Origin of the sequence: Corynebacterium cystitidis, from assembly GCF_900187295.1 — a bacterium.
Classification (GTDB): domain Bacteria; phylum Actinomycetota; class Actinomycetes; order Mycobacteriales; family Mycobacteriaceae; genus Corynebacterium; species Corynebacterium cystitidis.
The window spans coordinates 12,630-26,895 of sequence record NZ_LT906473.1; the positions used below are offsets into that span (position 1 = coordinate 12,630).

General features: G+C 59.4%; 12 protein-coding genes. 7 read left to right on the forward strand and 5 right to left on the reverse strand.

Annotated features, from left to right (window positions below):
- The first annotated feature begins 631 nt into the window (after window positions 1-631).
- The 4 genes from dnaK (at window position 632) to CKV99_RS00085 (ending at window position 5,112) form a co-directional block, all read left to right on the forward strand.
- Window positions 632-2,509 carry a molecular chaperone DnaK gene (gene dnaK / locus CKV99_RS00070; RefSeq protein ID WP_092258004.1) on the forward strand — a complete coding sequence of 626 codons (1,878 nt, stop codon included), beginning with the start codon at window positions 632-634 and terminating at the stop codon, window positions 2,507-2,509.
- A 67-nt stretch (window positions 2,510-2,576) separates the two neighbouring features.
- Entirely contained in the window at window positions 2,577-3,284 is a 708-nt protein-coding gene (gene grpE / locus CKV99_RS00075) for a nucleotide exchange factor GrpE (RefSeq protein WP_408607544.1), read from the forward strand.
- A 212-nt stretch (window positions 3,285-3,496) separates the two neighbouring features.
- Window positions 3,497-4,687, forward strand: coding sequence for a molecular chaperone DnaJ (gene dnaJ, locus CKV99_RS00080; protein ID WP_092258000.1), 1,191 nt, complete (start codon window positions 3,497-3,499; stop codon window positions 4,685-4,687).
- A 20-nt stretch (window positions 4,688-4,707) separates the two neighbouring features.
- Window positions 4,708-5,112 carry a heat shock protein transcriptional repressor HspR gene (locus CKV99_RS00085; RefSeq protein ID WP_092257997.1) on the forward strand — a complete coding sequence of 135 codons (405 nt, stop codon included), beginning with the start codon at window positions 4,708-4,710 and terminating at the stop codon, window positions 5,110-5,112.
- 83 nt (window positions 5,113-5,195) lie between these two features.
- Here CKV99_RS00085 and CKV99_RS00090 read toward each other — a convergent pair whose 3' ends face one another.
- The 3 genes from CKV99_RS00090 to CKV99_RS00100 form a co-directional block, all read right to left on the reverse strand.
- Entirely contained in the window at window positions 5,196-5,999 is an 804-nt protein-coding gene (locus CKV99_RS00090; RefSeq protein ID WP_231910113.1) for a TIGR04086 family membrane protein, read from the reverse strand.
- A 247-nt stretch (window positions 6,000-6,246) separates the two neighbouring features.
- Window positions 6,247-7,416 (reverse strand): alpha/beta hydrolase, encoded by a 1,170-nt coding sequence (locus CKV99_RS00095; protein WP_092257994.1) that lies wholly within the window; start codon window positions 7,414-7,416, stop codon window positions 6,247-6,249.
- The gene (locus CKV99_RS00100) at window positions 7,417-7,689 is read right to left on the reverse strand and encodes a hypothetical protein (RefSeq protein ID WP_092257991.1); all 273 of its coding nucleotides are present in this window, start codon (window positions 7,687-7,689) and stop codon (window positions 7,417-7,419) included.
- Between the two features lie 89 nt (window positions 7,690-7,778).
- Between CKV99_RS00100 and CKV99_RS00105 the strand changes: the two genes are divergently transcribed.
- Entirely contained in the window at window positions 7,779-8,570 is a 792-nt protein-coding gene (locus CKV99_RS00105) for a carbon-nitrogen hydrolase family protein (protein ID WP_092257988.1), read from the forward strand.
- Window positions 8,571-8,576: 6 nt separating this feature from the next.
- Here the strand turns inward: CKV99_RS00105 and CKV99_RS00110 are convergent, their stop codons facing one another.
- Window positions 8,577-9,740, reverse strand: coding sequence for a globin domain-containing protein (locus tag CKV99_RS00110; RefSeq protein ID WP_095114632.1), 1,164 nt, complete (start codon window positions 9,738-9,740; stop codon window positions 8,577-8,579).
- Window positions 9,741-9,868: 128 nt separating this feature from the next.
- Window positions 9,869-10,948, reverse strand: coding sequence for an LLM class flavin-dependent oxidoreductase (locus CKV99_RS00115; protein WP_092257982.1), 1,080 nt, complete (start codon window positions 10,946-10,948; stop codon window positions 9,869-9,871).
- A gap of 222 nt (window positions 10,949-11,170) precedes the next feature.
- Between CKV99_RS00115 and CKV99_RS00120 the strand changes: the two genes are divergently transcribed.
- Entirely contained in the window at window positions 11,171-12,532 is a 1,362-nt protein-coding gene (locus CKV99_RS00120) for a sodium/glutamate symporter (RefSeq protein ID WP_092257979.1), read from the forward strand.
- A 148-nt stretch (window positions 12,533-12,680) separates the two neighbouring features.
- The gene (locus CKV99_RS00125) at window positions 12,681-14,138 is read left to right on the forward strand and encodes an MDR family MFS transporter (protein WP_092257977.1); all 1,458 of its coding nucleotides are present in this window, start codon (window positions 12,681-12,683) and stop codon (window positions 14,136-14,138) included.
- The last annotated feature ends 128 nt before the right edge of the window (window positions 14,139-14,266 follow it).

Genomic DNA, 14,266 nt, shown 5'->3' on the forward strand with positions numbered 1-14,266 from the left:
ATCGTTATACAACTTTGGCGTGATCAACATCCTTCCGTGCCCCACACTCGTGAAGCAACCCTGACGTCAACCAAACCCTCAGCAGTCCCGGGGGGTTTTACTGTCGTGGCTCTAGTAATGATCAAGAAAAGGGTCGTATGCCGTGAGCGACGATAATCAGCGCGGATCTTCGACCGCTAGAAATCAGTCAACAACGCAATCATGATGGCCGTATAATCGGTCGCCATCATCACTCCTTCAATGAAAACGTGGCCAGCGCGTCCAATATGTACAGACAATGTCCCGTAGAATCCCCCAACAAAACACCCCCAGTACCCGATGTGCAGAATCACCGGTACCCCATACCGGAAAACCGGTACCAAAAACCGTCAACGCTCAGGTGAAAGCACCTGCATCGGCCGGCGACACCCAAAACATGACTAAAGGCCCAATTTGGGGAGAATGCGTGCCGCAAGCTGCGAAAAAAGAGAAATTTGAGTGGGGTGGGAATAACTTTGGTGGCGGTTTAGTTGTGTAGGTTGAGTGCAACAGGCTCAAGGTTGTTGGGATCGTGTGTTATGGTGGTTCCACAAGTTGAGTCGAAGGCAATCAACTTACCGACGAACTTCACTTATACAGGAGGAATTAGATTATGGGACGCGCAGTAGGAATTGACTTAGGCACCACCAACTCGGTGGTCTCTGTCCTCGAAGGTGGCGAGCCAGTAGTTATCGCCAACGCCGAGGGTTCCCGCACCACCCCGTCCGTTGTCGCATTCGCGAAGAACGGCGAAATCTTGGTCGGCCAGTCCGCCAAGAACCAAGCGGTCACCAACGTTGACCGCACCATCCGCTCCGTCAAGCGCCACATGGGCTCTGACTGGACGGTAGAAATCGATGACAAAAAATACACCCCACAGGAAATCTCTGCACGCACACTGATGAAGCTCAAGCGCGATGCAGAGGCCTACTTGGGCGAAGAGGTCACTGACGCGGTGATTACCGTTCCGGCCTACTTCGAAGACGCACAGCGCCAGGCAACCAAAGAAGCCGGCCAGATCGCTGGCATGAACGTGCTGCGTATCGTCAACGAGCCAACCGCAGCCGCATTGGCCTACGGCCTGGAGAAGGGCGAGAAGGAACAAACCATCCTGGTCTTCGACCTTGGTGGCGGTACCTTCGACGTCTCCCTGCTGGAAATCGGCGACGGTGTTGTCGAAGTGCTTGCAACCGCAGGTGACAACGAGCTCGGCGGCGACGACTGGGATCAGCGCATCGTCGATTGGCTCGTCGATAAGTTCAAGTCCGCCAACGGCATCGACCTGACTAAGGACAAGATGGCTCTGCAGCGTCTGCGTGAAGCAGCAGAAAAGGCCAAGATTGAGCTGTCCAGCTCCCAGCAGGCCTCCATCAACCTGCCATATATCACCGTGGACTCTGAGAAGAACCCACTGTTCTTGGACGAGACCCTGTCGCGCACCGAGTTCCAGAAGATCACCTCTGACCTGCTGGATCGCACCAAGAGCCCATTCAACCAGGTGATCAAGGATGCAGGCCTGTCCGTGTCGGATATCGACCATGTTGTGATGGTCGGCGGTTCCACCCGTATGCCGGCAGTGACCGACATGGTCAAGGAGCTCACCGGTGGCAAGGAACCAAATAAGGGTGTCAACCCCGACGAGGTTGTAGCACTGGGTGCAGCCCTGCAGGCAGGTGTGCTCACCGGCGATGTCAAGGACGTTCTGCTACTCGACGTCACCCCACTATCGCTTGGTATTGAGACCAAGGGTGGCGTGATGACCAAGCTCATCGAGCGCAACACCACCATCCCAACCAAGCGCTCCGAGACCTTCACCACTGCAGAAGACAACCAGCCTTCTGTGCAAATCCAGGTCTTCCAGGGTGAGCGTGAGATGGCGTCGGCCAACACCTTGCTCGGCTCCTTCGAACTAGGGGGAATCGCACCAGCACCACGCGGTGTGCCACAGATCGAGGTCACCTTCGACATCGACGCAAACGGTATTGTCAGCGTGTCTGCGAAGGACAAGGGCACCGGTAAGGAAAACACGATCACCATCCAGGACGGCTCCAAGCTGTCCCAGGAAGAGATCGACCGCATGATTAAGGACGCCGAAGAGCACGCGGAAGAGGACAAGAAGCGCCGCGAGGAGCAAGAGACCCGCAACTCCGCAGAGACCGCTTCCTACCAGACCCGCAAGTTCGTCGACGAGAACTCCGAAAAGGTCTCCGAGGACGTCAAGGCGAAGGTTATCGCTGCGGCAGACAAAGTCGACGAGGCACTCAAGGGCGAGGACCTCGAAGCCATCAAGTCCGCTGTCGAAGAGCTGAACAACGAGTCCATGGAAATGGGCAAGCAGCTCTACGAGGCTGAGGCCAACACCGGCGCAACCCAGGCAGACGCAGGCGCGGCGGCAGGCACCGACGGAACTAACGACGACAACGTCGTTGACGCCGAGGTTGTCGAAGACGACGAGGCTGACAACAGCTCCAATAACTCCGACAATAAGTAGGCCTGAACTCAACCCTGACCCCGCTTCCGGGCCTACGCCGGGAAGCGGGTGAAGAGAAAGATGGTGAATGATGATGGCAGAACGTATGCCGAACGATCCAGGGGATCCGGCCAACACCGACCCGGAGTTCATTAGCCCAGATGACGCTGAGCAGGCAGCTGCCGACGCTGAGCAGGCGCACGCCGACGCGCGTGCCGACGCTGCCGACGTTGACCCTGAGCTCGAAGCAGAAATCGATGACGCACTCGCAGGAGTGGAGTCTGAGCTCGAAGCAGAACAGGCAGCCGACGCGGACAGCGAGGTTCCCGATGTGGAAGCGCAGCTCGCTGAGCGCACCGAGGATCTGCAGCGTGTCACTGCTGAATACGCTAACTACCGCCGCCGCACCGAGCGTGAGCGCGTGGCTGCGGTGGAAAGCGCCAAAGCCAAAGTGATTACCGAGTTCCTCCCGCTTCTCGACGACCTAGAGCTGGCCAAGCAACACGGCGACCTCGAGGAAGGACCGCTCAAGGCCTTTGCCGACAAGCTGAACAATGTGCTCACTGGCCAGAAGCTGGCAGCATTCGGTGCAGAAGGCGATGAGTTCGACCCCGAAATCCACGAAGCGGTACAGGACCTGTCCGAAGGTGACGACAAACGCCTCGGCACGGTGCTACGCAAGGGCTACCGCCTCGGTGACCGCCTCGTGCGCAACGCCATGGTGATCATTGCGGATACGCAAGATTTGCCAGATGAGCGGGGCTCCCAAGGTGAGCAGGAGACGCAGCCAGAGTAAGGGCACGCGCCTGCGACTAGTTTTGGAAACGGCCGGGGATCTACGTAAAGCACGGTGACGCGCTGACGGTGCCCCGGCCTTTTCCACAATTTCATATGATTAGTTTTGATAAATATTTCACAAAGTTATTTAGGACAGAATCAACGCTGCGACACGCTGCAGCGACACACCGCAGCGACACAGCCAACCATCCGGAAAGGAGGAGATGACCCGTGGCAATGAACCGTGAATGGGCCGACAAAGACTATTACGGGGACCTGGGTGTCTCCAAGTCCGCCTCGGCGGCGGACATTAAAAAGGCATACCGCAAGCTAGCCCGAGAAAACCACCCTGACCAGAACCCGGGTGACGCCAAGGCGGAAGAGCGTTTTAAGAAGGCGGCTGAAGCCTATGACGTGCTGTCCGACGACACACAGCGCAAAGAATATGACCAGCTGAAATCGATGATGGGCTCCGGAGGCTTCCCAGGCTTCGGAGGGTCGGGAGGTTCCGGCTTTCCGGGCGGGTTTCGTCAAACGTCGACGGAAAACATCGACTTCTCCGACATCTTCGGAAACCGATCCAGTAGAGGATTTTCTGAAGACGGCGGTCTTGGTGACATCTTCGGCGGCCTCTTTAATCGTGGCGGCGGTGCTGGCAGGTCAGCGCGGCCGACGCGGGGGGCCGACGTCGAAACGCACATAACGCTCGACTTCCGTGAAGCCGCACAAGGCACGACCATCCCACTGGAGTTGTCGGGCAATGCACCGTGTACCACTTGCCACGGATCCGGCTCCAGGTCGGGGCATCCCACCACGTGTTCCGAATGTTCGGGATCCGGCTTCGTCAGCGAGCAAAAGGGCGCGTTTGGAATGTCGCGGCCCTGTAGTAAGTGTGGCGGATCCGGCCAGGTCATCGAAGACCCCTGCTTGACATGTTCTGGCTCTGGCACAGTGCATCGCACTAGGACGATTACCGTGCGCATTCCTGCCGGTGTGATCGACGGGCAGAAGGTGCGCCTTGCTGGACAAGGTGAGGCGGGCCCGAATGGCACACCAGCCGGCGACCTGTTCGTCAATGTGACCGTGCGTCCAGACAGAGTGTTCACCCGCGACGGCGATGACTTAGAGGTGACCGTTCCGGTCTCGTTCGCTGAGCTCGCTCTCGGTGGCACCGTCACTGTCCCCACACTGGACAAGCGCGTGAAGGTGAAGGTGCCGGCTGGCACGCCGAACGGGCGGACTCTGCGCGTGCGGGGGCGTGGCATCCCGAAGAGTTCTGGTGCGGGAGACCTGCTAGTCACCGTTGAGGTACAGGTTCCCACGAACCTTGATGCGGCGGCCATGAGTGACCTGCGTACTTACGCGCAGGCGGAGAAGGACTCCGGCTTCAATCCGCGTAGCGGTTGGGCCGGTGCCAACTAGTAGCAGGGGAGGTGAACACCATGGCAGATAAAGCATCGCTTAACGACGAATACTTCGTTATTTCTGTTGCAGCAGAGCTGACTGGTATGCACGCACAAACCCTGCGCACCTATGACCGCATGGGGCTAGTCACCCCACTGCGGACCTCTGGTGGTGGGCGCCGTTATTCGCGCCGGGATATCTCACTGTTGCGCCGCATTCAGCGACTGTCTCAAGAAGAAGGTGTGAACTTAGCCGGCATTAAGACAATCATTGAGCTCTCTGAGGAAATCGAGGAGCTGCAGGAGCGGCTGGAACACACGGAGCAACAGAATAAGGAGTTGCGCCACCAGCTGTCGCGGGGCGGGCGCACCGGCGGGGAGCTTGTGCATGTGCCACGCTCGACCGCGATGGTGATGTGGAATCCACGGCGTCGGGCGCGCTAGCGCTGGAAGTGTTTGGCGGCACGGCAAAGGCCGGGTACCGAATGGTACCCGGCCTTTGGTGCTTTCAGAGCTTGGCTCTGCGTTTAGTTCTGTGCGCGGACGACTGTGCGGCGGTCCTTGTTGATCACGCTGCGTGCGCCAGCAACGCCAGCCAGGGAGGACAGCAGGGCGCCGATCAGCAGGCCAGCGAAGGTCCACCAGGTGCCTTCGGCAGCCTGTGGAGCGACCTCGTTCAAGGTATCCTGTGCCTGGTTGGCTGCTTGGCTAGCGGCATCTTGGGCCTTGTTAGCGGTTTCGCTTGCTTCCTCTGGGTCGATTGCCTCGGAGGCAGACTGAGCGTCTTCAGAGGTGACCTCTGCAGCTTGTGCGCCGGTCTGAGCGACGGTGCCAACAATGTTGCCGGCAGTGCCGATCAGGCTAGTGCCCAACCAGCCGGCGAGGATGATGACCGCGATCACCGAGGTAGCCCAGGTTGCGAAACCGTGGAACAGGCCGCCACGCACGCCGAGCGCGCCTGCAACGTAGCCTGCCGCCAGGAATGCGATGACTAGGCCGATCAGGGTGAAGATGCCGATTGCTGCACCGGAGGAATCCTGCAAGCCCATGGCGCCGGCGCCAACGCCGAGCAGGATCATGATTGCCAGGAAGGTCACCACGCCAGCGAAGATTGCACCCCAGGAGACATTGCCGTTTGACACGTTGTCGTCGGAGGTGCCGATGAAGGCTTCCTGTGCGCTGTGGTCATCGGGGTGTGTCTCGGTCTCGACGTCGTACGCCTGTGTGCCGCCGCGTTGAGGCTTGTAGGTGGGGGTGGTCTTGGCCGCAGGCTCACCGCGGGTGGTGGCGTTGCGGTCCAGATTGCGATCTTCGTTTTGAGGTGTACTCATGTATAAGTCCCTTCGTTCAAATAAATGGTCACTAATGAGTGTACCTGTCTCGCACTCTCCCTCGGGTAAAGAGTCTATAACGATCCATTTATAACATCAGGTTGCAGAGTTGTTTACGAGTTGTTGACGAGTTGAAGCAATCTCGTTGGCTAGGTCAGCTGGTCCGGCGATTCAACCCGGAACGCCTGTAAAGCCCCTGAATCAAGTGCACATGCCGGGGCCGCACGAGGCGGCACACACGGCCAACTCACCGGCGGTTAAGCTCGCGGACCCGTTCCCACAGCCCCTCATTGTTCCAGTGCCCACTGTGCATGCCCCATGAGTCCAAAGTGATCACCTCGGCGCCGAAGAACGGATTGCGCGGGTTGGCCCCATGCCACGCAGCCGAGGAGCCTCGCGTGTAGTCGATTGGGTCATTGATCGTGTCAGCTACCAGCACATGTGGGTTATCACTGTGCAGCTTCATCTGGTCAACGTGGGCCACCGGCACTCCCGGCGAGCCCAGCAGCACCACATTGTCCGCATACAAACCGTGCGTTGCCGCGGCCTCGCCCACCACCACCGTGCCATAACTATGAGCCACCACCGTGTGCGTGGCGTTAGGGAAACGCTGGTGCAGCGCAGCCTGGAAATCCGCCAGGTCATCGCCCGCGGCCTGCGAGTGACGCTGCCCCGCCGCTTCCACAAAGGTGTCGGGTGCTGTGTACCCCAGCCACACAACAGTGGGCGTGCCTGTGCGCTGCGCCATCGTCGCCCCGCGCTCCAGGTAGTTCTCCAGGCCGCTGCTTGCCGACGATCCCTTGCCCGCCACCAGCGTCATCACCGACTCTGGGGCGCGCTGCGCATCGCCGACGAGCACCGCGATCCCACCCTCTCCCGCCTCTAAGATGACACCATCGAACTTGTCGACGACCTCTGCTATGTCCGCTGGAACCGTAGCCATGTGGCGGGCGTGCAGCTGGTCGAAGGAGAGATCGGGGTTGTTGTAGAGGCGGTCGAGTTCTGGCTCCTGCACCGATGCGTTTGTTCCCCGCAGGGCCGCAGCCACCGCGTAACTCAGTGCTAGGCGGTCCAGCTCGATGGCGTGGATCGTGCCTGCGGCAGCAACACAGGTGGGGTACGCCGCACGCGTAAAAGGGGAAATGGCATCAATTAAGCGCCGCGATACCTGCTCCATCAGCTCAGCGGCTCGCAGCACCCCCACGCCTGGTGCCGCGTCGGCAGCAATCCGTGAGGCGGTCGTCGATAAGCCCTCAAAGCGTGCGCGGCCAGCGTCCGCCGCTTCGCCGGAAAACTCGGTGGAAGCGAGCACTTCAAGCACGTCGCGCACCGTCTCCACGTGGTCTCGGGCCTGTTCTTGCAGGTCGCAGAGCGTGTCGGCGGCAGCGCCATACCGTTGCGGAGGAAGGAAAGCCATTTAACGCACCTCCGATCGAATGTGCTTCAGGTCTGCGGCGTTGGCCTCGTCGGCCTGCGCTGCGATCTCAGCGAACGCTGCCACCTCGCCGGCGTGGTCGGCGATGCGGGTGGCGCACTCATAGATGCGGTCGGCTAAGGCGGTACTGAACTCATCGAACGCTGCCGCAGCTGGCGAATCTGAGAGTGGATTAACAGGGGTTATCCGGGCCGGTTCGGGGACAAGGCCGGAAACGGCACTGACAGTTGTTGGATTGATCTCTAAAGGTTTCATGCCTTTTACTATGACCCATAATCGCTCGGCTCGCTGACCTCAACTACAAATCTGTGGATAACTTTGAGTTATCCACATACAGTGGTGCCATGAAAATCGGACTCGTACAGATCACCACTGCCGGCGACAAAATGTCCAACTTCCGCCACGCCGAGGAATCGATCCGGCGGGTGGCCGCCGACGGCGCCGAACTGATCGTGTGCCCCGAAGCAACCTCCCAAGCCTTCGGCCAGGGCCGCCTAGACACGCAGGCCGAGCAGCTCGATGGGGAGTTTTCCCAGGCGATGGCATCGCTTGCCGACGAATTGGGCGTGGTTATCGTGGCCGGCATGTTCCGCCCAGCCGACGTGGTTGACGATAAAAACCGGGTGTATAACACCGCACTGATCACCGGTGGCGGCCACCACTTTGGCTACGACAAAATCAACACATATGACGCGTTCGACTACTCCGAATCTGACACAGTCAAACCCGGGGAGGACTTGGTGATTTTCGACCATAAAGGTGTGAACGTGGGGGTGGCCATCTGCTTCGACATTCGGTTCCCTGACCTGTTCCAGGAGCTCGCACGCGCCGGGGCAGAGGTGATCGTGGTGCCCACCAGCTGGGCTGATGGGGATGGAAAACTGGAGCAGTGGCGCATTGTGACGTCGGCACGCGCGCTCGACTCCACCGCTTTCATCGCCGCAGCAGGCCAGGCGCGGCCTGGGGGAGATGCGAAAGCAGGACAAGCGAGCGGGCCGACCGGGCTGGGGCATTCCACAGTGGTCAACCCGTTTGGACAGCGCGTGGCCGAACTGGGGTATGGGGAAGATAACGCCGTCGTGGAGATCGACACCGAACTGGTTGCCAAGGCGCGTCAAGCGTTGCCGATCCTCTAAAAAGTTCTAGTCCGGGGAGCCGGGCACAGGCCATTGGTCAGCGCCGGTGGGCGTGATGGTTTGAATATCAGAGGCTAACGCCCCAGCCTCACGCAGTGCGCGGTACACCGTGGCGACGATATCGTCCGGGCCAGACACCACGATCTGTCGGCCCCAAAACATTCCCACGCCTGAGACAACTTTCTCCACCGGAAACGCCACTGGTGTGACATCGGCATCGCCGGAGGCATCCCCCGACACTGCCACCGGGTTGTCAGGATGGTCCACAACTGGTGTCACGGTGAGCCACTCCTGCGATGCGGCCAGAGCAGTAAACGTTGACACTTCGTATAATGCCGCGGGAAACTGTGCCGCAATTATCACATGGACTTGCGGCCGTGTGTCCTGGGTAGTTTCCTGGCTTAGCAGGTCGAAGACGAGGGCTTTCACCGCGGCAAGACCAGTCCCAATACCCACCAGCAGCGCGTCGCGCTCCGGGTCAAGGGTGACATTACCGCGCGCTGCGCCGATGGTCCAGTACTCACCCTTTTCTACCGGCACCTCAGGGGGAACGTGGAACTCCACCTGGCCGAAATGGTTCGGCGGAACCGCAGGCGACAAGTTCAACCACTCGCCGCGGCACTGCGTCGGCCTCACTGGAACCTGCTGGCCCGCCACGTACTCCACCGGCATGCCCGCCTCCAGCTGCACCACATGCACACCATAAGCGGGCTTTTCCACGCTGGTCACCTGAGCCGCGTTTGCATAAGCAATCCCTTGCTCGTCGGCGTTAGTGGCAGCTTCACGCATTTCTGAGCACACTCGCCCCACCAAGGCTATCGCAGCATTCACACGTTCAGAAGGAAGATCATCTCCTACTACTTCAGCAATGGCATCGCCCAACAGGAGGCCGAACAGGTCGTAGGTGTCAGGCGGGAATCCATGTCGGCGATGATCCTTAGCCAGTTCCCTCAACCGCTTCACCAGCGCGGGGTCCAGTGGCTCGTCGATAAGCGAACGCTCTAAAACCCAGGCCAACGCGCGCGGGAGATCGACGTGCGCGCCGGCTAAATCCTCGCTAAAGATGTTGCGAGCCTCTGGAATTGCCTCGAACAGGCGCTCGTGCACATGGCTACGGAGTGTGCTTCCACGGTCGCGAATGAGTTGGCCAACGTCAGCAAGTGTGTCCACTATGGTCTCGGGCTCCCCCACACTGGTGTGTGAAATCTGGTGTGAAATCAGGTGTACGTACCTGCAGTCAGTACGGCTAACTACAGATAAGTACGTCCATAGTAATACAGCGGTAATACAGCGCGGGGCTAGATGAAGTCCGCGATGTCGTAGCCTTCGACCACACCCTGCGTGTTTGGGATCCAGCCCAGTGCCGGCGCGACATGCTCAGCGAAGCCTTGCAGGATCTTCACGTTCACATCCACGCCCATCGTGTTGGGAATGGTGATCAGCAACGTGTCGGCCGCGGCGATCGCCGGATCGGCCTTGAGCTGCTCAATCAGCTTGTCGGGCTCGTCGGCATACGTGCGGCCGAACGTGACGTTGCGGCCCTCGCCGAGTGAACCGATCTGATCCTCCTCGGTGGCCTGCAGCTGGAAGTAGTGACGGGTCTCTTCGTCGATAATGGGGAAGATGGAACGCGACACTGAAACGCGCGGGTTGGTGCGTTCGTGCCCGGCCTCCTTCCACGCCTGGCGGTAGGTGTCGATCTGGCTGCGCTGCACCTCGCCCAAGCTGCGGCCGTCCGCCTCAGAGACCAAGGTGGAGCTCATCAAGTTCACCCCATCCTGTGCGGCCTGTACGGCGGAATCGTTGGATCCAGAGCCCCAGAAGATGCGGCTGTGCAGGCCAGGGGAGTGTGGGAAGATCGGCAGTGGCGCGCCATCCTGGTACAAGCGGGGGTACTGCTGGGCGGCAGGCGCTGCCTTAGCCATGCCGTAACCATCGATCGCATGCAGGAAGGTTTCGAACTTCTCGCGCGCCATGTCCGCACCGTTGGGTGCTTGGCCTGAATAACCGAAAGACTCCCAGCCCTGATCTGCCGGCTCCGGTGACCCGCGGGACACCCCCAGAGCCGTGCGGCCGTTGGCAAGTAAGTCCAAGGCCGCGGCCTCTTCGGCGAGGTAGAGGGGATTTTCATAGCGCATATCGATCACGCCGGTGCCCACCTCAATGTGCTTGGTGGCCCCGACCACCGCGCCGAGCATCGGCATCGGCGCCGCCCCCTGCGGAGCGAAGTGGTGGACGCGGAAGCTGGCATTGTTCACGCCGATGTCGTCCGCGGCCTTCGCTATTTCCAGCTGGTCTTGCAGAACCTGGCGTGCGTTGGGGCCCTGCTGGCCTGCGATGGCGTGATGCCCGAAGCTTAAAAATCCAAATGCTTTCACGGCGGGTGCGCTCCTCTATAACTATAACTTTTCAATTTGTAGCTTTGTCAACAAGTGTAACGGGTGGTGGGCCCGGCGTATTCCAGGTGCGTATTCCAGCCCACCGCTTTGTTGTCATGAATCTGTTGTCATGAACTCAGCGCTAAAACTATTGAGAACCCTGCACGGTACGGTAGTTTTGGACTAATCCCATATATTCACAAGTATCAGATGGAGGGCTCCATGGAGTACACCCCCTACGATCTCCTGATCGACTTCGGCTGGATTTCGCTGCTTCTGATTATCGGCAATGTTTTGCGGCGCCGCGTCAAACTCCTGCAGCAACTGCTGCTTCCTGCCCCGATTACCGCCGGCTTGATCGGACTAGTGCTTGCCGACGAAGTCCTCGGCTGGATCCACTTCTCCGACCACATCGGCACCTACACCACCTTGCTGATTGCCATCGTGTTCGCTTCTATGGCTTACTCGATGGACCTCGGTGGCTCGGTAGGTAAAGGTGCACGCAACATGTGGGGTTTTTCCACCACCATGTTCATATTCCAGTGGGGCATCTTCATCCTGCTAGGCATTTACCTGTTTGCGCCGGTGATGGACACTGAGAACTGGTTTGGCATGATGCTGCCGGTCGGGTTCGTCGGCGGATTCGGTACCGCGGCGGCCGTGGGGTCTGCGCTTGAGGGGGCGGGTGCGGAGGCGGCCTCGTCGTTAGGCTTCACCTCGGCGACCATCGGCACGCTGGTGGCCATCATCGGTGGTGTCATCGTGGCGAACTGGGGCATCCGCACTGGGCGCGCCTCCCAGCTCAAGGGAGACCTGCCCAAAGAGCTACGCTCCGGCTACATCGAGAAGGTGGAAGACCGCCCGTCGATCGGTAGCGCGACAACCAACCCCTCGTCGATTGAACCATTGGCACTGCACGCCGGTTTCATCGTGTTCACCGTATTTGTGGCGTACTATGTCAACAAGTTTCTCAATGGCCTGTGGCCTGACGTGTCCATCCCACTGTTTGCGATGTCGTTTGTGATCGGCTTGCTGGGCCGCGCCGCTCTCGCCTTCGTGGGCAAGGACGATTATTTGGATAAGCAGACCGTCTCCACCATTTCGGGCGCGTCCACGGATTATATGATCGCTTTCGGCATCGCCTCAATTGTTCCGGCAGCAATTGCGGACTACTGGGTGCAGCTGGTCCTACTCTTCGTGCTAGGTACCATCTTCTGCCTGTTCTACCTGCTGGTCATGGCACCATTATTCTTCGGTGAGGCCTGGCTCGAGCGTGGCCTCTTTGGCTGGGGCTGGGCTACCGCCGCGGTGGCAACCGGTATCGCGCTGCTGAAGATGGTGGACCCGAAGATGCGCTCCGGCACTTTGAACGAGTACGGCGTGGCTTATGTTGGTTTTGCACCATTCGAGATCGGCATGACTATCCTCGCGCCGATCGCGGTGCTTAACGGATTTACCGCCGGGTTGGGCTGGGTCAGTACAATCTTCGCGGCCATCGTGATGGTTGCCGCCTTTGCATTGAAATGGGTGCCGGCGGGCGGGGGTAAAAAGAAGCGCACGAGCCCATCGTCCACCGCGGGTTAGCTGCGCTAGATTGACGAATCCCGTTTAATCACCGACAATCGATAGGGAAATCGGGCTTCCCACCGTGCCCGCCTTTTTACCGCTGCCGCCCGCGCACACCACCGCGAGGCAACGCAGCGGTCCTTTGTTTTCATGTCGGAGGAACACCATGTCGTCGTCAAGCTCGAAGCCCGCGGACCGCCTTACCCTCGATACCGTCCTGATTATCGCCGTGCTTGTTGGCACCACTTTCGTGATGATGCTCAACGAGACCGCCCTGGCTGTCGCCCTGCCGAACATCATGTCTGAGTTCGCAATTTCGGCAGGCACCGCGCAGTGGCTGCTGACCGGCGTGATGCTGACCATGGCGATCATGATGCCGTTGACCGGTTGGATTCTAGACCGCTTTACGACGAGGCAGGTGTACTTCTTTGCTGTTGTATTCTTCCTGATCGGTTCTGCGGTGGCTGCGATCTCGCCCAGTTTTGAAGTGATGCTTCTTGGGCGGGTGCTGCAAGCTGTGGGTACGGCAGTAGTGACACCGTTGCAGATGACGGTGGTGATGACGATTGTGCCGCCGGCGCGCCGCGGCACCATTATGGGCCTGATCTCGATTGTGATGGCGGTTGGGCCGGCCCTCGGTCCCACTTTCGCAGGAACCGTGATGAGCATGGCATCGTGGCACATGATTTTCTGGATCATGGTGGTGCTCGTTTCCATCCCGGGCCTGTTTGGAATTTGGAAGTTGCGCAATGTAGGCGCGGTGAAGAAGGCCCCGCTGGATGTGGTGTCGGCGATCCTGTCCGTTTTTGCTTTCGGTGGCATTGTGTACGGTTTGTCGTCGATAGGCGTGATTATGGGCGGTGGTAGTGCCGCTACCGTCGCGCTGGCGCTTACTGCAGTGGGCATGGTTGGGTTCGTGCTGTTCGTGTGGCGCCAGATTTCGATGGGAAAGAAGGGCAAGGCGCTGCTGAACTTGGCGCCGCTGAAGATCCGCAACTTCGTCATCGCGGTGGTGGTGATCATGCTTTTCCAAGGCGTGATGCTGGGCGCGTCGAATACGTTGCCGCTGTACCTGCAGGGTGCGCTGCTTACCACCGCGTTGGTAGCAGGGTTGGTGAATTTACCGGGTGGCATCGTCGAGACTGTGTTTTCACCTTTCGCCGGTGCACTTTATGACCGCGTTGGCCCGCGTCCACTGGTAATCCCCGGCACCATCATCGGCGCGCTGTCGCTGTACTGGATGGCTACTGTGGATCACACCACACCGGTATGGCTGGTCATGGTGATGTTTGCGGTGTTCTCGTTTGGTCTGGCTATGACGCTGACCCCACTAATGACTACCGCCATGAGTTCGCTTCCCGACGACATTTACTCCCACGGCTCCGCCATTTTAAACACACTCATGCAGTTGGCGGGCGCTGCTGGTACAGCAGTGATGATCACTACCTTTGACCTGGTCAGCGTTGCTGGTGGCGATACTCCCGAATCTCGTGGACAGGGTGGTGCTGCTGCGTTTTTGATCTGTGCTGTGCTGCTCACCCTCGCGGCCATTGCGACGTTTTTCCTGCATCGGCCCGAGCTAGCTGGATATACCAAGACGGTAGCGGAAGAAGCCCCTAAGTAAAGGGTGATTTAGCAGGTCCCCAGATCTAACCGGGGGTGGGCATTGTTCCTTTTGGGGCGCTCGGAAAAAACCGGTGAGCAGTGGCCGGTTTTTCCCGAGCACTCGTTGTGCCTCTTTGCATCCGTCGT